The 21,476-nt window shown below is 74.3% G+C and carries 19 protein-coding genes; 9 read left to right on the top strand and 10 right to left on the bottom strand.

The features are described 5' to 3' along the window. Nucleotides 1-550: 550 nt before the first annotated feature. Together JOE68_RS07545 and JOE68_RS07540 are read left to right on the top strand one after the other, a co-directional pair. Nucleotides 551-1,036: a hypothetical protein gene (locus tag JOE68_RS07545; RefSeq protein WP_204841609.1), complete on the top strand. Its 486-nt coding sequence runs from the start codon at nt 551-553 to the stop codon at nt 1,034-1,036. Nucleotides 1,037-1,130: 94 nt separating this feature from the next. Next, nucleotides 1,131-1,655 carry a hypothetical protein gene (locus tag JOE68_RS07540; protein ID WP_204841608.1) on the top strand — a complete coding sequence of 175 codons (525 nt, stop codon included), beginning with the start codon at nt 1,131-1,133 and terminating at the stop codon, nt 1,653-1,655. 15 nt (nt 1,656-1,670) lie between these two features. On the opposite strand, the gene JOE68_RS07535 is transcribed toward JOE68_RS07540, so the two are convergent. The 5 genes from JOE68_RS07535 to JOE68_RS07515 form a co-directional block, all read right to left on the bottom strand. Continuing rightward, nucleotides 1,671-3,326, bottom strand: a complete 1,656-nt coding sequence (locus JOE68_RS07535; RefSeq protein ID WP_204841607.1) for a fumarate hydratase — start codon at nt 3,324-3,326, stop codon at nt 1,671-1,673. A 328-nt stretch (nt 3,327-3,654) separates the two neighbouring features. Further along, on the bottom strand, nt 3,655-4,647 hold the full coding sequence (locus JOE68_RS07530; RefSeq protein WP_204841606.1) for a sigma-70 family RNA polymerase sigma factor: 993 nt from the start codon (nt 4,645-4,647) through the stop codon (nt 3,655-3,657). Between the two features lie 196 nt (nt 4,648-4,843). Next, nucleotides 4,844-5,269 carry a D-aminoacyl-tRNA deacylase gene (gene dtd / locus JOE68_RS07525; RefSeq protein ID WP_204841605.1) on the bottom strand — a complete coding sequence of 142 codons (426 nt, stop codon included), beginning with the start codon at nt 5,267-5,269 and terminating at the stop codon, nt 4,844-4,846. Then, a complete protein-coding gene (locus JOE68_RS07520) occupies nt 5,266-6,750 on the bottom strand; it encodes a DUF7782 domain-containing protein (protein WP_204841604.1) in 1,485 nt (494 codons plus the stop codon). Before JOE68_RS07520 ends, dtd begins: the two co-directional genes overlap by 4 nt. Nucleotides 6,751-6,836: 86 nt before the next feature. After that, nucleotides 6,837-8,345 (bottom strand): PucR family transcriptional regulator, encoded by a 1,509-nt coding sequence (locus JOE68_RS07515; protein ID WP_204841603.1) that lies wholly within the window; start codon nt 8,343-8,345, stop codon nt 6,837-6,839. Between the two features lie 206 nt (nt 8,346-8,551). On the opposite strand from JOE68_RS07515, the gene JOE68_RS07510 reads away from it, so the two are divergent. Next, nucleotides 8,552-8,866, top strand: coding sequence for a DUF3099 domain-containing protein (locus JOE68_RS07510; protein ID WP_204841602.1), 315 nt, complete (start codon nt 8,552-8,554; stop codon nt 8,864-8,866). On the opposite strand, the gene JOE68_RS07505 is transcribed toward JOE68_RS07510, so the two are convergent. Together JOE68_RS07505 and JOE68_RS07500 are read right to left on the bottom strand one after the other, a co-directional pair. Beyond that, complete coding sequence (locus JOE68_RS07505) at nt 8,848-9,720, bottom strand: PfkB family carbohydrate kinase (RefSeq protein WP_204841601.1); 873 nt, start codon at nt 9,718-9,720, stop codon at nt 8,848-8,850. The two genes, JOE68_RS07510 and JOE68_RS07505, sit on opposite strands and share 19 nt — an antisense overlap. After that, nucleotides 9,717-10,622 carry a pseudouridine-5'-phosphate glycosidase gene (locus JOE68_RS07500; protein ID WP_204841600.1) on the bottom strand — a complete coding sequence of 302 codons (906 nt, stop codon included), beginning with the start codon at nt 10,620-10,622 and terminating at the stop codon, nt 9,717-9,719. Before JOE68_RS07500 ends, JOE68_RS07505 begins: the two co-directional genes overlap by 4 nt. Before the next feature lie 31 nt (nt 10,623-10,653). On the opposite strand from JOE68_RS07500, the gene JOE68_RS07495 reads away from it, so the two are divergent. Then, nucleotides 10,654-10,905 (top strand): DUF3039 domain-containing protein, encoded by a 252-nt coding sequence (locus JOE68_RS07495; RefSeq protein ID WP_204841599.1) that lies wholly within the window; start codon nt 10,654-10,656, stop codon nt 10,903-10,905. A 104-nt stretch (nt 10,906-11,009) separates the two neighbouring features. Here the strand turns inward: JOE68_RS07495 and JOE68_RS07490 are convergent, their stop codons facing one another. Next, on the bottom strand, nt 11,010-12,323 hold the full coding sequence (locus JOE68_RS07490) for a YihY/virulence factor BrkB family protein (protein WP_372443274.1): 1,314 nt from the start codon (nt 12,321-12,323) through the stop codon (nt 11,010-11,012). 187 nt (nt 12,324-12,510) lie between these two features. On the opposite strand from JOE68_RS07490, the gene JOE68_RS07485 reads away from it, so the two are divergent. The 5 genes from JOE68_RS07485 to JOE68_RS07465 all read left to right on the top strand — a co-directional run bounded on the left by JOE68_RS07485 (nt 12,511) and on the right by JOE68_RS07465 (nt 19,224). Then, nucleotides 12,511-14,226 (top strand): DEAD/DEAH box helicase, encoded by a 1,716-nt coding sequence (locus tag JOE68_RS07485; RefSeq protein ID WP_204841598.1) that lies wholly within the window; start codon nt 12,511-12,513, stop codon nt 14,224-14,226. A gap of 188 nt (nt 14,227-14,414) precedes the next feature. Then, nucleotides 14,415-15,551, top strand: a complete 1,137-nt coding sequence (locus JOE68_RS07480) for a sugar ABC transporter substrate-binding protein (protein WP_204841597.1) — start codon at nt 14,415-14,417, stop codon at nt 15,549-15,551. A 289-nt stretch (nt 15,552-15,840) separates the two neighbouring features. Beyond that, nucleotides 15,841-16,614: an ATP-binding cassette domain-containing protein gene (locus JOE68_RS07475; RefSeq protein WP_204841596.1), complete on the top strand. Its 774-nt coding sequence runs from the start codon at nt 15,841-15,843 to the stop codon at nt 16,612-16,614. 11 nt (nt 16,615-16,625) lie between these two features. Beyond that, on the top strand, nt 16,626-18,047 hold the full coding sequence (locus JOE68_RS07470) for a sugar ABC transporter permease (RefSeq protein ID WP_204841595.1): 1,422 nt from the start codon (nt 16,626-16,628) through the stop codon (nt 18,045-18,047). Nucleotide 18,048: 1 nt separating this feature from the next. Then, a complete protein-coding gene (locus JOE68_RS07465) occupies nt 18,049-19,224 on the top strand; it encodes an ROK family transcriptional regulator (protein ID WP_204841594.1) in 1,176 nt (391 codons plus the stop codon). Nucleotides 19,225-19,333: 109 nt separating this feature from the next. On the opposite strand, the gene JOE68_RS07460 is transcribed toward JOE68_RS07465, so the two are convergent. Continuing rightward, nucleotides 19,334-19,513, bottom strand: a complete 180-nt coding sequence (locus JOE68_RS07460) for a DUF7455 domain-containing protein (protein WP_121011206.1) — start codon at nt 19,511-19,513, stop codon at nt 19,334-19,336. Nucleotides 19,514-20,085: 572 nt separating this feature from the next. Further along, entirely contained in the window at nt 20,086-21,396 is a 1,311-nt protein-coding gene (locus JOE68_RS07455) for an RNA polymerase sigma factor (RefSeq protein WP_346039000.1), read from the bottom strand. Nucleotides 21,397-21,476 lie beyond the last annotated feature (80 nt).

Genomic DNA, 21,476 nt, shown 5'->3' with positions numbered 1-21,476 from the left:
ACCGCACCTCCGGCCGGCCTCCCGCGTGGCCGTGCCCGGCGGTGTCGTCGACGGGGTTGCGCTCCAGCGGTTCCGGGCCGCCGGCGACCGCGGTCGGTTCGAGTTCCCGCAGGACCTCGAACCGACCGCGGCGCCGGCCCCGGACCGCCGCGGCACGTGCGCGGCGAACGCGTCCGGTCGGGATCCGCGCGGGGGCCGGGCCGTCCGCGCCGCGCCCGGGGCTGATCGATTCAGCGCACCGGCGGTTCCGCCCTCCCCTGATCGTCCACAGTGGACTAGGCGACTGGCGGCCCGCCGCGCGGGCGCCGGGCCGCCCGGGGCTCCGGAGCCGGTCGGGGCCCCGGAGCCGGTCGGTCGCCGCCGGTCGCCGGGTGCGGCCCCGGTTCCGCCGAGCCGCTGTCGCCGGGCGGCGCGGCGCGGGTGGCCCCGGTGCGCGCGGGCCGCGACCGGCCGCAGGTCGCCCGCGCGGCCCCGCAGCGGTGTTCCCCTGATCGGGTAACTGTCAAAAGGGCGGAGCAACCGCACCCCCGGTCGGCTCCGTCCTCTGCACATGAGAAGCACAGGAACCGCGATCGGCGCCGGAGCGCTGCTGCTCGTCGTGCTGGCCGGCTGCGCCTCGTCCCAGCCCTCGCAGGACGCGGGCAGCGGCGGCGGTCCGACGCTGACCACCGCACCGTCCGAACCACCGCCCTCGACCGGGCCGGAGTCCGAGAGCCCGGTGCCGCCGGGCGGCACGGAAGTGCCGCCGGCCAAGCTCGACGCCACCGCCGTGCCCGAGGGCATGCCGCGCACCGTGTGGACGGAGGGCGACGGCCGCAAGGTGGGGCTGATCGGCCAGGAGGGCGGCTGCGGCAAGGCGAGCGTCGAGATCGCCGGGCAGGGGCCGCAGACCGTCGAGCTGGTCGTGGTCGAGACCGTCCCGGCGGACGCGCAGGTGTGCACCATGGACATCCGGTACCCACCGCTGGCCGTCGAGCTGGACGCGCCGCTGGGCGACCGCACCGTGGTGCTCAGCACCCGGCAGGACCAGAAGTAGCCGTCCCGTCCCCGGCGCCCGGTCGGCCCACCCCTCCGCCGACCGGGCGCCGCCCCCGGTGCGACCCGGCGCGCGCCGGTACCGTCCTGGCGTTATGAGGAACGTCAAAGTCGTGGTCGTCCTCGCGGTGCTCATCGCGGCCGGGTGCGGTGGGGACGGGTCGCCCTCGGGGTCGCCCCCGTTCACCCCGTCGACCGAACCGTCGTCGGCGTCGGTCACGGCGTCGGCCACCCCGTCGGTCACGGCGTCGCCGCCCGCGTCGACGCCGGTCGGGCCGCCGCCGCAGTCCAGCGCGCCGCCGCTGCCCGGCGCGACGGCCGTGCCGGCGGAGCAGGTCGACGGCAGCGCGCTGCCCGACGCCTACCGGCGCGAGGCGTGGGTCTCGCCGGACGGGCGCACGGTGCAGGTGGCCGGCCTCGCGGGCGGCTGCAAGCGCGCCTCGGCGGAGGTCGAGGCCCAGTCCGCCGACCAGGTGCTGATCACGCTGGTGACGACGTACCACCGCCCGGAGGGCGGGGTGTGCACCGAGGAGCTGTTCCCGGTGCCGGTCGACGTCACCCTGGACGCGCCCCTGGGCGACCGACGGATCGTGCTGGAGGCCCGGGAGCGCACCGCCTGAGCACCCCGCGCGGGGCTACTTGCGGAACGAGATCTGCAGCGTCGGCGCGGAGGTCTCGGCGAAGAAGTCGTTGCCCTTGTCGTCCACCACGACGAACGCCGGGAAGTCCTCCACCTCGATCCGCCAGACCGCCTCCATGCCCAGCTCCGGGTACTCCAGGACCTCGACCTTGCGGATGCAGTCCTGCGCCAGCCGAGCCGCCGGCCCGCCGATGGAGCCGAGGTAGAACCCGCCGTGGGTCCGGCACGCGTCGGTCACCTGCCGGGACCGGTTGCCCTTGGCCAGCATCACCAGCGAGCCGCCCGCCGCCTGGAACTGCTCCACGTAGGAGTCCATGCGCCCGGCCGTGGTCGGCCCGAACGAGCCGGACGCGTAGCCCTCCGGCGTCTTGGCCGGCCCGGCGTAGTACACCGGGTGGTCCTTCAGGTACTGCGGCACCGGCTCGCCCGCGTCCAGGCGCTCCTTGATCTTCGCGTGCGCGATGTCGCGCGCCACCACCAGCGGGCCGGTCAGCGACACGCGCGTCTTGACCGGCAGCCGGGCCAGCGTCGCGCGGATCTCCGCCATCGGCCGGGTCAGGTCGACGCGCACGACCTCGTCGGACAGGTCCTCGCCGGTCACCTCGGGCAGGAACCGCGCCGGGTCGCGCTCCAGCTGCTCCAGGAAGACGCCCTCCGGCGTGATCTTCGCCTTGGCCTGCCGGTCGGCCGAGCACGACACGGCGATGCCGACCGGGCAGGACGCGCCGTGCCGGGGCAGGCGGACCACGCGCACGTCGTGGCAGAAGTACTTGCCGCCGAACTGCGCGCCGATGCCGAAGTTCCGGGTCAGCTCCAGCACCTGCTGCTCCAGGTCGACGTCGCGGAACGCGTGGCCCGCCGCCGAGCCCGCGGTCGGCAGGCCGTCCAGGTAGCGCGCGGACGCCAGCTTCGCGACCTTCAGGTTCTGCTCCGCCGACAGCCCGCCGACCACCACGGCCAGGTGGTAGGGCGGGCACGCCGCCGTGCCCAGCGAGCGCAGCTTCTCGTCCAGGAACCGGGCCAGCCGCGCCGGGTTCAGCAGCGCCTTGGTCTCCTGGTACAGGAACGTCTTGTTGGCCGAGCCGCCGCCCTTGGCCATGAACAGGAACTCGTAGCGGGGCTCGGTGCCGGGCGCGGCGAACAGGTCGACCTGCGCGGGCAGGTTGGTGCCGGTGTTCTTCTCGTCCCAGAACGACACCGGCGCCATCTGCGAGTAGCGCAGGTTCAGCTCCTGGTACGCCTCGAAGATGCCGCGCGAGAGCGCTTCCTCGTCCGTGCCGCCGGTCAGCACCGACTCGGTGCGCTTGCCCATCACGATCGCGGTGCCGGTGTCCTGGCACATCGGCAGCACGCCGCCGGCCGAGATGCACGCGTTGCGCAGCAGGTCCATGGCCACGAACCGGTCGTTGCCGCTGGCCTCCGGGTCGTCGACGATCGCGCGCAGCTGCGCCAGGTGCGAGGGTCGCAGCAGGTGCTGGATGTCCCGGATCGCCTCCTTGGCGAGCAGGGTCAGCGCGGCCGGCTCGACCTGGAGGAAAGTCCGGCCGGCGGCCTCGACCGCCGTCACGCCGCCGGGCGTGACCAGGCGGTACTCCGTGCTGCTGTCCACGGCGAGGGGAAGGACATCGGTGTGCTGGAAGGTGGCGGGCACGTCGCGGGCTCCCTTGCGGGCGTTCGGGTTCGGACGAACCTATACCCCGCGGCCCGGTCCGGTGCGCCCGCCGCGGTGTGATTCGCGTCGTGCGACCCGCCCGCGCGCCGGCGACCCCCGGTCGCGCGCCGCGGGGACCCCGGCCCCGCACGGCCGCCGGGGACCGGCGGAAACGCGGAAGGCCGGGCCGGCCCCCGACCGCCCCGACCTTCCTCGGCGTGCGACGACCCCCGCGCGATGGGGCGGGGGAGGTCGCAAAGCTCGTGTACCACGCGACCGTGCCGTGACCGCGGTCACCGGTCAACCCGGCCGAACGGGTGATGCGCGATCAGCTGGCGTAGGCCCGCAGCTTGGCCGCGCGATCGCCCTGGCGCAGCTTGGACATGACCTCGCGCTCGATCTGGCGCACCCGCTCCCGGGACAGCCCGAACCGCTTGCCGATCTGGTCCAGCGTGCGCGGCTGGCCGTCCTCCAGGCCGTAGCGCAGCCGGATCACCGCCTGCTCCCGCTGCTCCAGCGTCGCCAGCACCCGGCGCAGGTCGTCCTGCAGCAGCCCGGAGATCACGGCGCTCTCGGCGTCGGTCGCGTCGGAGTCCTCGATGAAGTCGCCCAGCGGGGCGTCCTCCTCGGCGCCGACCGGCATGTCCAGGCTCACCGGGTCGCGCGCGTGGTCGAGCAGGTCGGAAACCTTCTCCGGGGACAGCCCCGATTCGCGCGCCAATTCCTCGTTGGTCGCTTCCCGCCCGAGTTGCTGGTGCAGGTCCCGCTTGATCCGCGCGAGCTTGTTCACCTGCTCCACCAGGTGGACCGGGAGGCGAATGGTGCGACCCTGGTCGGCCATTCCGCGGGTGATCGCCTGGCGGATCCACCACGTCGCGTAGGTCGAGAACTTGAAGCCCTTGGTGTAGTCGAACTTCTCCACCGCGCGGATCAGGCCCAGGTTGCCTTCCTGGATCAGGTCCAGCAGCGGCATTCCACGGCCGGTGTACCGCTTCGCGAGCGAAACGACCAACCGCAGATTCGCTTCGAGGAGGTGGTTCTTCGCCACGTGGCCGTCGCGCACCAGCGCGCGCAGTTCCCCGCGGCGCGTCGCGGACAGCCCGGCCCCCGTCTCCAGCACGTGCTGCGCGAAGACCCCCGCCTCGATGCGCTTCGCGAGTTCCACTTCCTCGGCCGCCGTCAGCAGCGCTGTCTTGCCGATGCCGTTCAGGTAGACCCGAACCAGGTCGGCGGCCGGTCCCTGGGCGTCGAGGTCCAACTCGGCGCTCGTGGTGGTCGTCTCGTTCCCGACCTCGCGGTCGAGCAACTTCGGGACGGTCATGGAGCTTCCCTCCCCCTTGTCGCGGGCTGGCAGTGCGGTCACGCATCCCGCGCTGCGCTGCGCGGCGTCGCCTTTCGGCCTGTGTCACTGGGGGAAACGTCGACCGGAGCGAAATGGTTCCCGTGTCCCCGATCTGGAGACGTCACTGCCGTCACAGCGGTTGCGCCGCGAATCCTGAGGATTGCCTGAGAAGCGGCTAGAGTTCGACCAGCACGGTGAACGGGCCGTCGTTCGCACTGCGCACGGACATCATCGCGCCGAACCGCCCGGTTTCCACTCGGGCGCCCCGGTGGCGCAGTTCCCGCACCACCGCGTCGACCAACGGCTCCGCGTCCTCCGGGCGGGCGGCGGCCGACCACGACGGCCGCCTGCCCCGGCGCGTCTCGCCGTAGAGCGTGAACTGGCTCACGACCAGCAGCGGCGCGCCGGTCGTGGCGCACGACCCCTCGTCCCGCAGGACCCGCAGCTCGTGCAGCTTGCGGGCCATCAGCGGGGCCTTGTCGGCGGTGTCGTCGACGTGGACGCCCAGCAGCACCAGGAGGCCCGGCTCCGCGATCGCCCCGACGCGGACGCCGTCGACCGCCACCTCCGCCTCGGTGACGCGCGCCACGACCGCCCTCACGCCGGCGCCACCATGCCGTGCCGCACCAGCTCCCGCACGACCGGCAGCGCCGCCCCGGCGAGCGCGTCGGCGTCCAGGCCCTCGGCGTAGGCCAGCAGCGCCACCAGGTCCCGCAGCGGCAGCACGCCCCGCATACCCGCCAGCAGGCGCGCGGCGGTCTCGTCCAGCTCGTGCTGCCAGCCGGGGCCGTCGGTGCGGTGCAGGCGGCGCACGACCGCCGCCCAGCCCTCGTCCGCCGGCGCCGAGACCTCCTCCAGCACGACGGAGCCGGGCACGGTGAAGCGGGTGGCCAGCAGCTCGTCGTCGTCGTGCTCGCGCAGCCACCGGACGCGGTCCAGCCAGGCCGCCGACTCCGGGCCCAGCGGGTCGTCGTAGGCGTGGCGCAGGTCCTCGCACACCACGTCGGGGTGCGCGGCGTCGGTGCGGCGCAGCGTGACGAAGCCGAAACCGACGCCCTCGACGTCGTTCTCGGCGAACCAGTCCAGCCACGCGCCGGCCTTGGCCCGCCCCTCGTCCGACCGGGGGTCCACGCCCGCGTCGCGCAGCCAGGTGCCCACGTACAGCGCAGGGTCGGCCACGTCCCGCTGCACGAACCACGCGTCGACGTTCCCGGGCAGCCAACCGGAGACCCGGTCGGCCCAGTCCTCGCCCCTGCGGTGCAGCCAGGACGCCAGCAGCTGGCCGACGCCGCCCTCCGCCAGGAACGCGGGCAGCTGCCGGACCACCAGCGCGCTCGCGTCGTCTCCGGCCAGGCCGGAGTCGCGGTAGACGTAGTCCACCCGCGGCGGCCCGACCACGAACGGCGGGTTGCACACCACCTGGTCGAACCTGCGGTTGCGCAGGGGCGCGAACCACTCGCCCCGCCGCAGCTCCACGTCGACCTCGTTGAGCCGGAAGGTGGCCCGGGCCAGCCGCAGCGCGCGCTCGGACACGTCGGTGGCGGTGATCCGCTCCGCGTGCCGGCTCGCGTGCAGGGCCTGGACGCCGCAGCCCGTGCCCAGGTCGAGCAGGGCGCCCACCGGGCGGCGGGACGTGGCCCTGGCCAGGCTGATCGACGCGTGGCCCACCCCCAGCACGTGGTCGGCGGGCACCGGTCCGCCGCGCTGGTCGGCGTCCAGGTCCGCGACGACCCACCAGGAGCCGTCCTCGTCGCCGTACGGGCGGATGTCCAGCCCGGCCCGCAGCCGGTCGCCGCAGGGCCGCAGGACCTGCGCCTCGAGCGCCTGCTCCACGTCCAGCCCGGCCAGGGCCCCGGCCACGTCGGCGGGGTCCTCGGCGTCGCCGAGCAGGAACAGCCGGATCAGCGTGCCCAGCGGGCCCGCGTCGCGCGCGGCCCGGCGGGCGGCCTCCGGCTCGCCGCGGCCCAGGGCGGCGTGCGCCTGCGGGCCGAGCGCGCCCACCACCCCGTCGGCGTCGTACCCGGCGTTGCGGAATGCGCCGCGCAGCCGCGCGGTCAGCTCAGTGGAGAGATCGGGAAGCACAGCCCATACTCCCGCGCCCGCGCGCCCGCCGCCCGCGCGGGTGGCCGGTCGCGGGGCGGACCGGCGGCCGGGGCCGGGCGGCCCGGTCAGTCGCGGCGCGCGCCGACGGCCAGCGCGATCGCCATGGCCAGCCGCTGGTCCGGGTCGTCCAGCGGCAGCGGGGTGACCTCGGCCATCCGCTGCATCCGGTACCGCAGCGTGTTCGGGTGCACCGACAGCGCGCGGGCCGCCTCCCGCGCGTCGCCCTGCGCCGCCAGCCAGGCCCGCAGCGTCATCGCGTACTGGGTGCCGAACACCCGGTCGTGCGCCACCAGGTCGGCCACCGGCCCGCGCGCGGGCAGCCGCCCGGCCTCCGCCACCGTCGCCAGCCGGCGCAGCAGCACCTGCGCCCACGCCTGGTCGTAGACGACCGCCTCGCCCCGCGACAGGGCCAGGCACTCGTCGGCCTCGTCGCGCGACGCGCGCAGCTGGGCGGCGTCCGCGCGCCCCCCGATGCCCGCCTCGACCACCGCCTCGGCGGGCAGCTCGCGGGTCAGCGCCCGCACCCAGTCGACGGCCGCCGCCGGGTCCTCGCCGCACGGCAGCACCGTGTACAGGACGTTGCCGAACAGCGCGCTGCGCCCCGGCCGCGACCAGCCGAACCCCGCGGTGGCCCGCTCGAACGCGAGCAGCGCCGCGCCGTGCTCGCCCTCGCCCGCGTGCGCCTGCACGGCGATCACCCGCAGGTCGCCGGCCGGCAGCCCGAGCCGCGCCAGGTTCGCGGGCTCGCCGCCGTCCAGCGCGCCGATCACCAGGTCCGCCTCCGCCTGGCGCTCCAGGTCCGCGCCCGCCCGCGCGCGCAGCAGGTGCAGGGCGGCCGTGCGCGCGCCGTCCTGCAGCGCCGCGTGCCGGCCGGCGCCCACGTCGGCGTCGACCTCCACCCACACCGAGCCGAGCAGCTCCCGGCCCGCCCGGACGGCGGCCACCAGCCGCCCGCCGAGCTGGTCGGTGAGCTTGGGCACGAACAGCGGCTCGTCGGACCGGGCGAGGTGGGTGAACACGCCGTAGTCGTCCAGCGCCTGCCGGGCCTCCTCGGGCACCCGCCGGCCGAGGATGGTCTGCACCCGGACCTGGTCGACGCCCTGCTGCCGGTAGGAGTAGGCCAGCACGCGCGACTGCTGGTCCTCGATGGTCACCGGGCCGCCGACGACCGCCGCGATGGCGTCGGCCACGGCGAACAGGTCGCCCGAGCCCTTGCGCTGCCCGCTGAGCACCAGCGTCTGCGCCACGTTGGCCAGCTGGCCCCACGGCACCGACGGGTCGACCAGCAGCACCGCGGCGCCCGACCGCCTCGCCGCCGCGACCACCCGCTCGTCCAGCGGCGGCGCGCCGTGCAGCACGACCGCCGCCGCGGTCGTCGACGCGACCAGCCGGGCCGCGGCGGCGGGGGAGGGGACGCCGAGGCCGAGCAGCACGTCGTCCGGCGCGACGGTGGCGGGCTCGGTCGGGTCGTGCAGGGCGACGCCCCGCAGCTCCACCTCGCGGCCCCGGGGCGCGCAGCTCAGGTGCGTGCCCAGGCTGCCGAGCACGTCCACGAGGCGATCAAGGGCCACCACGGTCGGATCGTACGGTCAGTCCGGGTCCGGTGCGGGCGGGTAGCCGCCGATCGCGTGGTCCGGCCAGGTCACGGGCCCCGCGCCGGGCCGGGGCGCCCCACCGGCTCCCGGTGCGGGCGCGCCGGGGCGCCCGCCCGCTGCCACGAGTGCCCGAAATCCCATGCCGACAGGTGTCGGCCGGTACCGCGAAGTGGGACGATGGAGGCATGGCCGACCACGAGCGCGACGGCACACCGGTGCTCATCACCGAAGCGGCACCCTCCTACGAAGACCAGCACGCCGCGCGCAAGCGCAAGTACGCGATCATGATGGGCGCGCGCATCCCGTGCCTCGTCCTGGCGATGGTGTTCTACCAGACCTGGTGGCTGGCCCTGGCCTTCCTCGTGCTGTCGGTGCCGCTGCCGTGGATGGCGGTGCTGATCGCGAACGACCGCCCGCCCCGCAAGGCGGAGAGGGCCAACCGCTTCGTCAAGGAGCACCGGGCCCTCGAAGCCCGCGGCCATCAGGTGATCGAGGGCTGAGCCCCTGCGGCGGAGACGGCGCGCGCCGCCGCGCGCACGCCGCCGAGCAGGGCGTCGCGCCGGGACGCCCCCGCCAGCCACGCGGCCAGCAGACCGGCGTCGAACGCGTCACCGGCGCCCGTCGAGTCGACGCACCCGACCGGCAGCGCGGGCACCGAGACGACCCCGTCCCGGTCGACCCAGGAGGCCCCGCCCGCCCCCGACGTCAGCGCCACCGCGCCCACCGCGCCGAGCAGCGCGGACGCCGCCGACGGCGCGGTGGAACCGGTGAGCGCGGCCAGCTCCTCGGCGTTGGGCAGCAGCAGGTCCACGCCCCGCACGTCGTCCAGGAACCCGTCGTGGACCAGCGCGGCCGACTGCGGGTCCACCGACGTCGTCAGCCCCGCCCGCCGCGCCGCGGCCAGCACGGCCAGCCCGGCGGGCCGCGAGGTCGCGTCCAGCAGCACGTACCCCGACAGGTGCAGGTGGCGCGCGCCGGCGAGCAGCCCCGGGTCGAGGTCCTCGGGGGAGAACCGGGCGTTGGCCCCGCGGTCGGGCAGCATGCTGCGCTGACCGGTCCCGTCGACCAGCACCACCACGCAGCAGGTGGCCCGCTCGGGGTCGACGGCGAACGCGCACCGCACGCCCGCCGCGGTCAGCTCGGCGCGCACCTGCCGCCCCGCCGCGTCCGCGCCCACCCGCGCGACCAGCGTCGGCGACGCGCCGCACGCGGCCAGCCAGGCGGCCGTGTTCGCCCCGGCCCCGCCGGGCCCGATCGTCACCGAGGCCCGCGAGTCGCCGCCGTGCACGATCGGCCCGCGGTGCCGGGCGACCACGTCCAGCCCGGCGTCCCCGACCACGACGACCGCGGTCACCGGGCCAGCTCCACGGCCACCTCCGCGGCCAGCGCGGCGTTGGACAGCACGAGCGCCTCGTTGGCGTCCAGGCTCGCGCCGCCGCTGGCCCCGTGGAAGTGCTCCAGCAGCGCGGGCGTGACGTCCTTGCCGCGCACGTCGCGGGTCAGCTCCAGGCCCTCGGCCAGCAGCCGGTCGTGCAGGTCGGCGGGCATCTCGGACGCGTGCGGGACCGGGTTGGCCAGCAGCACCCCGGCCGTGCCCGGCACGGCCGCCCGGTGCGCGGCCACGACCGCCGCCGCCTCGGCCGCCGAGTCCACCCGCCACGGCACGCCGAAACCGGACTCGCGCCGGTAGAACGCGGGGAACGCGTCCGTCCGGTACCCGAGGACCGGCACCGACCCGGTCTCCAGCAGCTCCAGCGTGGCGCCGACGTCGAGGACCGACTTCACCCCCGAGCAGACCACCAGCACCGGCGTGGTGGCCAGCACGCCCAGGTCGGCGGACACGTCCCAGCTCTCGCGGGCGCCGCGGTGCACACCGCCCAGCCCGCCGGTGGCGAACACCCCGATCCCGGCGGCGTGGGCGAGCGCGGCGGTGGCCGCGACCGTCGTCGCGCCGTCGCGCCGCAGCGCGAACGCGGGCCCGAGGTCCCGCCGGGAGAGCTTGACCAGGTCGTTGGCCGGGTCGCAGACGTGGTCCAGCTCGGCGGCGGACAGCCCGACCCTGGCCACGCCGCCGAGCACGGCGATCGTCGCGGGCACCGCGCCCGCCTCCCGCACCACCCGCTCCAGGCGCGCGGCGACCTCGCGGTTGCGCCCCGGCGGCAGCCCGTGCGACAGGATGGTGGACTCCAGCGCGACGACGGGCCGGTCCTCGGCCAGGGCGGTGCGCACCTCTTCGGTGATGCTCGGCGTAGTCACGAGGGGCCATCATCCCAGGTAAGCTGGGCGCGTGAGCACGCAGACCCTCCCCGACGTCGAGACCCGGCCGGAAGGCACGGACCACACCGGGGACGACACCCCGAAGATGTTCCACTACGTGCGCAAGGCCAAGATCGCGGAGAGCGCGGTCATGGGCACGCACGTGGTGGCCCTCTGCGGCGAGGTCTTCCCGGTGACCAAGTCGCCGAAGCCCGGATCCCCCGTCTGCCCGGAGTGCAAGAAGATCTACGACGGCCTGCCCAAGGGCGGCGGCGGCCAGTGAGCTGACCCGCCGCACCCCCCACGCCCCGGCTCCCCGACCAGGCGCCGGGGCCCGAGGCTGACCACCCCCGCCGCCGCGCGGCCGGGCGCGCCCGTGCCCGGTGATCAGCGCCTGCGGTCGGTCCCGAACGGCCAGGTGCGCGCCGCGCCGCGCCTCTCGTCCCGCGCCGCCGACGCGCCCCGGGCCGCCCCGCCGCCCTCTCCCGGCGGCGCGCCGCCGGTCGCGGGCCGGTCGGCGGGGAGTTCTCCGGCGGCGGGTTCCCCGATTCCGGGCGCCCGATCCGCAGTCCTTTCGGCGGCCGTGGATTTTTCGTCGGCGGATTTTTCGTCGGTGGATCTCCCGGCGGCGGAATCGTCGTCGGCGGACTTCCCGGCGACCGGGGTGCCGCCGTTCGCCTCCCGCCGGCCGGCCGCGTTCCCGCGCAACGCCCAGGCGGCCCTGCCCTCGTCGGCCCGAATGCGCTCGGCGGCCCGCTCCAGTTCCAGCCGCCGCCACCGCCGCCGCTGCCGGCGGGTCATCCGGGCCGGCCACATCTCCTGCACGGCGCTGTTGAAGTAGGCCCCGATGGTGATGGCCAACCCGATGAAGAAGGCGAACAGCAGGAACGCGATGGGCGTGGCCAGCGCGCCGTAGGTGTACCCGGTCGTGGTGATCCACTGGATGTAGAGCCGCAGCCCGATCGAGGAGAGCACGAACACCGCCATCGCCAGCACGGCCCCCGGGACCAGCCGGTGCCAGGGCAGCTTGTTCGGCAGCGACAGCTTGTACAGGCCCGCCAGCGCCAGCACCAGCAGGACCGCGATGCCCGGGTAGTAGAAGGCGCTCAGCCAGAACTCGATCGTCGGCCGCCACCCGGTCGGGAACACCAGCAGCAGCAGGTCCGGCCCCAGCGCCAGCACCGGCAGCCCGACGATCAGCAGCACCAGGCTCGCCACGTAGAGCAGCAGCGCGAAGATCCGCTGCCACACCTCGTTGCGCACGCCGTACTGGTCGTGCGCCGCGGTGATCGCGTCCACAAAGGACGACATGGCCGACGAGCCCGCCCACAGCGAGATCAGGAAGCCCACCGAGACGATCTCGCCCTTGCCGGTGGTCAGGATCTGGTCGACGGTGGGGGTGATCACGTCGTTGACCACGTCCCGGCTGAAGATCGTCTGGCAGAACGAGATGATCCGGTCCTTGACCGCGCTGACCACCTCGGGGCCCAGCCAGTCCCCGAGGTAGCCCATCGAGCCCAGCAGGCCCAGCAGCAGCGGCGGGAACGACAGCGTCTGCCAGAACGCCGCCTCGGCGGCCTCGGAGAAGATGCTGCCCTCCCACGCCTTGGACAGCGTGCGCGCCAACAGGCGCAGCGGCCCCTTCCGGGCCGTGCTGCGCGCTGCTCCCTCACCCGGCGGACCCATCGCAACGCCAAGCATGGTGCATCGCGGGTCATTTCGCGGCATCGGAGCCCGGGTGTCGCGGGCGCAGCGGGTAGGCTGTCGCTGCCCTCGCCGGTCACCACCACGAGGGCATTCGCATGTCCCAACGCCGCCGGGCCGCGCCGCCGGGCGCCGCGGCGGCCATGCCCCACCACGGTTGAGCTGGAGAGAAGGGGTTCGAGGTTTGTCGCAACCGCAAGTCGCCACGACCCGTCCCCTGCGCGCCTGGCAGCGCCGCGCGCTGACCAAGTACCTGGCGGCCAAGCCGAAGGACTTCCTGGCGGTCGCCACGCCGGGCGCGGGCAAGACCACGTTCGGCCTCCGGGTCGCCGCCGAGCTGCTGGCCGACCGCACGGTGGAGGCCGTCACGGTCGTCACGCCGACCGAGCACCTCAAGCACCAGTGGGCGCAGGCGGCGGCCGAGGCGGGCATCGCGATCGACTCGAACTTCCGCAACACCAACGCCGTGACCTCCCGCGACTACCACGGCGTCGCGCTGACCTACGCCCAGGTGGCGGCGCACCCGACGCTGCACCGAGTGCGCACCGAGCAGCGCAAGACCCTGGTCCTGCTCGACGAGATCCACCACGGCGGCGACGCGAAGTCCTGGGGCGACGCCATCCGCGAGGCGTTCACGCCCGCCGTGCGGCGGCTGTGCCTCACCGGCACGCCGTTCCGCAGCGACGACTCGCCGATCCCGTTCGTCAGCTACGAGCCCGGCCCGGACGGCGCGCAGCGCAGCAAGGCCGACCACGCCTACGGCTACTCCGACGCGCTCAAGGACGGCGTCGTCCGCCCGGTCATCTTCCTCGCCTACTCCGGCGAGGCGAGCTGGCGGACCAGCGCGGGTGAGGAGTTCTCCGCCCGCCTCGGCGAGCCGCTGACCCAGGAGCAGACGGCGCGGGCGTGGCGGGTCGCCCTGGACCCGACCGGCGAGTGGATGCCGTCGGTGCTCAAGGCCGCCGACCTGCGGCTGACCCAGCTGCGCAACGGCGGGATGCCCGACGCCGGCGGCCTGGTGATCGCCACCGACCAGACCGTGGCCAAGGCTTACGCCGAGATCCTGCGGCGCGTCACCGGCCACGAGGCCACGCTCGTGCTGTCCGACGACCCCCGGGCCTCCGGCCGGATCGCGGAGTTCTCCCGGTCCACCGAGCGCTGGCTGATCGCGGTCCGCATGGTGTCCGAGGGCGTGGACGTCCCGCGCCTGGCCGTCGGCGTGTACGCGACCAGCTCGTCCACCCCGCTGTTCTTCGCCCAGGCCATCGGCCGGTTCGTGCGGCAGCGCGCCAAGGGCGAGACGGCCAGCGTGTTCCTGCCCAGCGTCCCCGTGCTGCTCGGGCTCGCCAGCGAGCTGGAGCAGCAGCGCGACCACGTGCTGGGCAAGCCGCACCGGGAGAAGGACGGCTGGGACGACGAGCTGCTGGCGCAGGCCAACCAGGTCCAGGACGAGCCGGGCGAGGAGGAGCGGGCGTTCACGGCGCTGGGCGCGTCCGCCGAGCTGGACCAGGTGATCTACGACGGCTCGTCGTTCGGCACGGCCGCGTTCGCGGGCAGCGAGGAGGAGCAGGAGTACCTGGGCCTGCCCGGCCTGCTGGAGCCCGACCAGGTGCGCGCCCTGCTGCGCCAGCGCCAGGAGAAGCAGCTCGTCGAGGCGAGCCGGAAGCCGGCCCCGGTCACGCCCCCGCCGCCGCAGCCGACCCGGCCCGCGAGCGTGCAGGAGCGCCTCGGTCAGCTCCGCAAGGAGCTGAACACGCTGGTGGCCATGCACCACCACCGGACCAAGAAGCCGCACGGCAAGATCCACAACCAGCTGCGCGAGTACTGCGGCGGCCCGCCCACGGCGATGGCCAGCATCGAGCAGCTGGAGGAGCGCATCGCCACCCTGCGGTCCTGGTGACCCGCCTCCCCTCACACGCCCAGGCGTAGTGCGCTGGCCTGTTCGGGGCAGTGGTGGTACCTCCCGGTTACTGTCTCGTTAGCGCATGGTGAAGAGTTGATCGTTCCAGTGTGCTTCCGGTCACCGCGTCGCCCGGCATACGTTGTGCGCCACAACATTTCCCTGGACTCGTTCTGAAGGGATGGCGGATGCGCAGCAACAGCCTCGCCCTGATCGCCCTCGGCACCGGCCTGGCCGTGGCCATGACGGCGTGCGGCGCCAACTCGTCCGGTGGTGGCAGCGCCCCGGGGTCCACCGCGGGCGGCGGTCCGGCGGGCGGCGCGAAGGTCGGCGTCATCCTCCCCGAGACCGCCACCTCCGCCCGCTGGGAGAGCTTCGACAAGCCCCTGCTGGAGAAGGCGCTCGAAGCCGAGGGGCTCGACCCCGACATCCAGAACGCCCAGGGCAACGTCCAGAAGTTCACCACCCTCGCCGACGGCATGATCAACGCCGGTGTCGAGGTGCTCATCATCGCCGCCCCCAACAGCGAGGTCGGCGCCTCGGTCGCGAAGAAGGCCCAGGCGCAGGGCATCGAGGTCATCGACTACGACCGCCTCAACCTGGGCGGCAGCTCGGAGTACCACGTCTCGTTCGACAACGTCGCGGTCGGCGAGCTGCAGGGCGAGGGCCTGGTCCGGGGGCTGGCCGAACTCGCGCCGGGCAAGCGGCCCGCCGAGGTCGTCGAGATCCAGGGCGCGCCCACCGACAACAACGCCACCCTGTTCACCGAGGGGCAGCGGAAGGTCCTCCAGCCCAGGTACGACGCGGGCGACTACGAACTCGTCCGGTCGCAGCCCATCGACGGCTGGGACAACCAGAAGGGCGGCACGACCTTCGAGCAGATCCTCACCGGCAACGGCCAGCGGGTCGACGGCGTCGTCGCCGCCAACGACGGCCTCGCCGGCGCGGTGATCACCGTGCTGAAGAAGTACGGCCTCAACGGCAAGGTGCCGGTCACCGGCCAGGACGCCACGCCGGAGGGCCTCCAGGCCGTCCTGCGCGGCGACCAGTACATGACCGTGTTCAAGCCGATCGAGGAAGAGGCGCGGGCCGCCGCGAAGCTGGCGGGCGCGCTGGCCAGGGGCGACACCGCCGCCGCCGACGCCCTGGCGAAAGACGTCTCGAAGGACCCCGAGGGCGGTCGCGAGGTCAAGTCGGTGCTGCTCACCGCCCAGCTGATCACCAAGGACAACGTCAAGGCCGTCGTGGACGCCGGCTTCGTGGAGGTCTCCGACATCTGCGTCCCCGACACCCAACCCGCCTGCACCCAACAAGGCATCAACTAACCCCTCCCCTCCCTTCTCTCCCTCCCTCTCTCCCTCCACCTCCCTCTTTCCCGCCCCACCCTTTCCCACCCCACCCTCTTTCCCTCCGCCTCCCCTTCCCTCTCCCTCCACCCCCCTTCCCTCCACCTCCCCCACCCACCCGCCCCCCTGCGAGGCCGCGTCGGCTTGTCGCGACGCCTTTCCCTCCGATCACGCTTTTCGATCGGAGGGAAACGCGCCGCGATGAGCCGACTACCAGGCGGCCTCGCCGCGGCGCCGAAGGCGACGCCATCCAACACAGGAGCGAGCAGTGAGCGAGCCGATCCTCGAGCTGCGCGGTGTCAACAAGAGCTTCGGCCCCGTGCGCGTCCTGCACGACGTCGACTTCACCGTCCACGCCGGTGAGGTGACCGCGCTGGTCGGTGACAACGGCGCGGGCAAGTCCACGCTGGTCAAGTGCATCGCGGGCAGCCACTCGACGGACTCCGGCGAGATCCGGTTCGAGGGCAGGCCGGTGCGCTTCGGCGGGCCGCGCGACGCCGCGGCCCTCGGCATCGAGGTCGTCTACCAGGACCTCGCGCTGGCCGACAACCTCGACATCGTCCAGAACATGTTCCTGGGCCGGGAGCGCGGCCGGTTCGGGCTGCTGGACGAGGCGGGCATGGAGCAGGCCGCCCGCCGGGCCCTCGCCTCGCTGTCGGTCCGCACGGTCAAGTCCGTGCGCACGCAGGTCGCGTCGCTGTCCGGCGGCCAGCGGCAGACCGTCGCCATCGCCAAGGCCGTGCTGTGGAACAGCAGGGTCGTGCTGCTGGACGAGCCGACCGCCGCGCTGGGCGTCGCGCAGACCCGCCAGGTGCTCGACCTGGTGCGCAGGCTCGCCGAGCAGGGCCTGGGCGTGGTCCTGATCAGCCACAACATGAACGACGTGTTCGAGGTCGCGGACCGCGTCGCGTGCCTGTACCTCGGCCGGATGGCCGCCGAGGTGCGCACCGGGCACGTCACCCGCGGCCAGGTGGTCGAGCTGATCACCGCGGGCCGCTCCGGCGACCTCGGCACCGCCCGCCCCGAACCCGCCACCACCTGAGGGATCCCGGCATGACCGACACCACCAGTCAGACCCCGCCGCCCGCCGCCGCGCTCTCCGACTTCGGCATCGACACCACGTCGCGCTCCACCGGCGAGGCGCTGCGCGACTACGGCGCCCGCCTGCGCGGCGGCGAGCTGGGCCCGCTGCCCGCCCTGCTCGGCCTGGTCGTGCTGCTGGTCGCGTTCAGCGCGATCGCCGACACGTTCCTGACGCTGGGCAACATCGCCAACCTGCTCGCCCAGGGCGCGAGCATCACGATCATCGCGATGGGCCTGGTGTTCGTGCTGCTGCTCGGCGAGATCGACCTGTCCGCGGGCACCGCGTCCGGCGTCACCGCGGCCGTCATGGCGCTGCACCTGGTCAAGGGCGGCAACCTGCTGGGCGGCATGGGGGTGGTGGTCTTCGCCCTGTTCTGCGGCCTGCTGCTGCTGGCCGTCGTGCTGGCGGCGGTGATGCGGATCTGGCCGGGCGCGGCGCTCTCCGCCGCGGCGCTGGTCATCGCGCTGGTCGGCGTGCCGCCGAACCCGTGGGTGGAGATGCTGCTGGCGGTCTGCGTCGGCTCCGCCATCGGCTGCGTCACCGGCTTCCTGGTCGCCAAGGTCGGCATCCCGTCGTTCGTGGTGACGCTGGCGCTGTTCCTCGCGTGGGGCGGCGTGGTGCTCCAGCTCGTCGGCCAGGGCGGCACGCTGGGCCTGGACGACGAGGTGCTGTTCGCGGTGGCCAACGGCAACCTGTCGACCGCCGGCTCCTGGGTCCTCTGCGCGGTCGCCGCCGGCGGTTATGCTGCCGTCGTGCTCGGCAGGCATTTCTCCAGGCTGCGCAAGGGTCTGGTGGCCCCACCCACGCCGCTGGTGCTGACCAAGGTCGGCGCGGTCGTCGTGCTCGCCGCGGTGGGCACGCACCTGCTGGCGCTGGACCGGGCGGTGTCGGACGCCGTGGTGATCGAGGGCGTGCCCCACGTGGTGCCGATCGTGCTGGCGCTGCTGGTCGTGGGCACGTTCGTGCTGGAGCGCACCCGGTACGGCCGGCACGTGTACGCGGTGGGCGGCAACCGGGAGGCGGCCCGGCGCGCGGGCGTCGACGTCGAGCGGATCCGGATGAGCGTGTTCGTGATCTGCTCCTCGGCCGCGGCGGTCGGCGCGATCGTCTACTCCTCCAAGGTCGGCTCGGTCGACCCGAACGCCGGCGGCGACAACACGCTGCTGCTGTCGGTGGGCGCGGCGGTCATCGGCGGCACGTCGCTGTTCGGCGGCCGGGGCAGGCTGCGCGACGCGGTGATCGGCGCGGCCGTGCTCGCCACCATCGACAACGGCATGGGCCTGCTCGACCTGCCGGCCGCCGCCGTGTTCATCGTGACCGGCCTGGTCCTGCTGCTGGCCGCCGGTGTCGACGCGCTGTCCCGGCGCCGCGCGGCGGTCCCCGCGCGCTGACGTGACCACACCCCCCACCGCCGGCGCGCGGCCCGACGAGGTCCGCCGGCACAACCGCACGGCACTGCTGCGCCGGCTGCACGTGGACGGCCCGGCCACCAGGGCCTCGCTCGCGACCGAGTTGGGGCTCAACCGCAGCACCATCAAGGCGCTGGTGGACGGCCTGGCGGAGTCGGGCGTGGTGGTCGAGCGCGTGCCCGCCCAGCGCTCCGGCGCGGGCCGGCCGTCCCTGCTGGTGCTGCCGCAGCCGCAGGCCGCCGTGGTGCTGGCGGTCGACGTCCGCGTGGAGCAGGTGGCGGTGGCCTTCGTCGGCCTGGGCGGCGACATCCTGGGCCGCGACTCGTGGAAGCTGCACCACCGGTCGCGCGAACCGGGCGAGGTGATCACCCGCGTCGCCGACTCGGCGAAGCTGCTGGCCGACGAGCTGGACGTCCGGGCGGTCGGCGTCGGGGTGTCCGTGCCGGGCGTCGTGCGGCGCTCGGACGGCCTGGTGCACGAGGCGCCCAACCTGCACTGGACCGACGTGGCGCTGGGCGAGCGGCTGGCGGCGGTGCTGAGGGCGCCCGTCCGGGTCGGCAACGACGCCGAGCTGGGGGCGCTGGCCGAGCACGTGCGCGGGGCCGCGCGCGGGGCGTCGGACGTCGTCTACGTCTCCGCCGACGTCGGCGTCGGGGGCGGGGTCGTCTCGTCCGGCGCCCCGCTGCGCGGCGCCGGCGGCTACGTGGGGGAGCTGGGCCACATGGTCGTGCGCCCCGGCGGCCGGCCCTGCTACTGCGGGTGCCGCGGCTGCTGGGAGACCGAGGTGGGGGAGGCGGCGCTGTGCCGGGCGCTGGCGCTGCCCGAGGGCGCGCCGCGCGGCGCGGTGGTGGCCGAGCTGCGCTCGCTGGCGGCCTCGCCGGAGGCGGTGGCGCACCGGCTGGGGGAGTTCGCCGAGTGGCTGGCGACGGGGCTGGTCACGGTGGTCAACGTGCTCGGGCCGGAGCAGGTGGTGCTCGGCGACCTGTTCACGGCGCTGCCGGAGGTGCTGGTGGACCGGGTGCGCGCCACCGTGCGGCAGCGCAGCCTGGTCAGCCGGGCGATCGGGGGCACGCGCATCGTGTCCTCGCCGCTGGGGCGGGACGCGAAGCTCGTCGGGGCGGCCGAGCTGGCCTTCGAGCCGGTGCTGGCCCTGCTCTGACCCCTCGGCGGCCGACCGGACCGGGCCCGGACGTGCAGGGGGGCGGGGACCCGGTGGGTCCCCGCCCCGGACGGCCAGGGTGCTCGCGGGCCTCGCGGCCCGCTCGTGTTCAGCCCTGCTGCAGTTCGGCAGCGAGTTCGCGCAGCTTCGTGCTGTGCTCGCGGGCGTGGTGCCCGCAGAACAGCAACTCGCCCCCCGAGGGGAGGACGGCGCGTACCTGGGCAGCAGCCCCGCAGCGGTCGCAGCGGTCGGCAGCGGTCAACTCGGGGCGGGTGAGCGTGGTAGTCATGGAAATCTCCCTCCGTCCCGGCACCGGGGATCGGTGCCCTCACACCTAGCTGCGACCACTCCACAACTGGCTGGTGCGTCGTGTTCGCTGGCTCCACTCTTGCAGACGCACGGGCGTAAGTCAGTGTTCCCTGGGCCGTGGCGACCCGCGTCACTGGTCATTTACCCGCGCCACAGGGCGTTCGAACCTGGCGGTTGCCCCGGTTCGCCGCGCCGGCGCTCACGTTCCGCTGTCGTGTCAAGGCTTTCAGACCTGCGGATACGGCGCCGTGCCCACCGCCGCTGCTCCGAACGGTGGGTCGCCGGTGGGCCGGGCTGTGACCGGTAACACTTTGGTCAGCCCAGAGCGAACACGCCCCCGCTTTCCACGATGCGGGCGGGACACGCCCGGTTCACCGGCCGGCAACTCACACCGTCCTCACTCGACCCGCCCGCCGGCGATCACCTTTGGTGACAACGGAGGCGCGGACCGTGAGCGCGACGGGATCGTCCACGGCCGTGGACGGAACGGTGCCGGTGGCCCCGCGCGGGGCCACCGGCACCGTTCCGGGTCCTACCCGGTCCGACTCGCGCTCAGTCCAGGTAGTCGCGCAGCACCTGCGACCGCGACGGGTGGCGCAGCTTCGACATCGTCTTCGACTCGATCTGGCGGATGCGCTCCCGCGTCACGCCGTAGACCTGGCCGATCTCGTCCAGCGTCCGCGGCTGGCCGTCGGTCAGGCCGAAGCGCAGCCGCACGACACCCGCCTCGCGCTCGGACAGCGTCGCCAGCACGGACTGGAGCTGGTCCTGCAGCAGCGTGAACGACACCGCGTCCACGGCCACCACGGCCTCCGAGTCCTCGATGAAGTCACCGAGCTGGCTGTCGCCCTCGTCGCCGATGGTCTGGTCCAGCGAGATGGGCTCACGCGCGTACTGCTGGATCTCCAGCACCTTCTCCGGCGTGATGTCCATCTCCTTGGCCAGCTCCTCCGGGGTGGGCTCGCGGCCCAGGTCCTGGAGCAGCTCGCGCTGGATGCGGCCGAGCTTGTTGATGACCTCGACCATGTGCACCGGGATGCGGATGGTGCGGGCCTGGTCGGCCATCGCGCGGGTGATCGCCTGGCGGATCCACCACGTCGCGTAGGTCGAGAACTTGTAGCCCTTGGTGTAGTCGAACTTCTCCACCGCGCGGATCAGGCCCAGGTTGCCCTCCTGGATCAGGTCCAGGAACGCCATGCCGCGGCCGGTGTAGCGCTTGGCCAGCGACACGACCAGGCGGAGGTTCGCCTCCAGCAGGTGGTTCTTGGCGCGCTCGCCGTCGCGCACGATCCACCGCAGGTCGCGCCGCAGCTGCGGGGTGAGCTTCTCGCTCTCCTCCTCGGCGCGGCGGACCCGCTCGGCGGCGTAGAGGCCGGCCTCGATCCGCTTGGCGAGCTCGACCTCCTCCTCCGCGTTGAGCAGGGCGACCTTGCCGATCTGCTTGAGGTAGGCGCGGACCGAGTCGGCGGACGCGGTCAGCTCGGCGTCCTTGCGGGCCTGCCGCAGCGCCTCGGACTCCTCCTCGTCCCAGACGAAGTCGCCCTCGCCGGGCTTGGCCTCCTCCTCGGCGGGCTCTTCCTCGACCGGCTCGTCGATCAGTTCGACGTCGTCGACCAGGTCCTCGTCACCGGGAACGCCCTCGATGTCCTCGGGCTCGTCGCCCTCGCCGGCCTTCTTGGCCTTCACCGGGCCGCCGGCGGGGGCGGCCTTGGCGGCCGTCTTGCGCGGCGACCGCGTGACCGTCTTGCCCGCCGCGGCGGTCTTCGCCGCCGGCTTCTTGGCCGGGGCCTTCCTCGCCGAGGTGGCCTTGGGCGTCTCCTCGGCGTCAGCCTTAGCTGCCTGAGTCGTCTTCGCGGCTGCCACGTACGCCCTTTCGCGACTGTCGATCAAGGCAAACCGAAGGGCGCGAACCTCGGTCGCCGGAGTACGGGGGGAGCCCGCCG

This window comes from Saccharothrix algeriensis (assembly GCF_016907655.1).
GTDB lineage: Bacteria > Actinomycetota > Actinomycetes > Mycobacteriales > Pseudonocardiaceae > Actinosynnema > Actinosynnema algeriense.
This window is presented reverse-complemented; position numbering and strand designations above follow the sequence as displayed.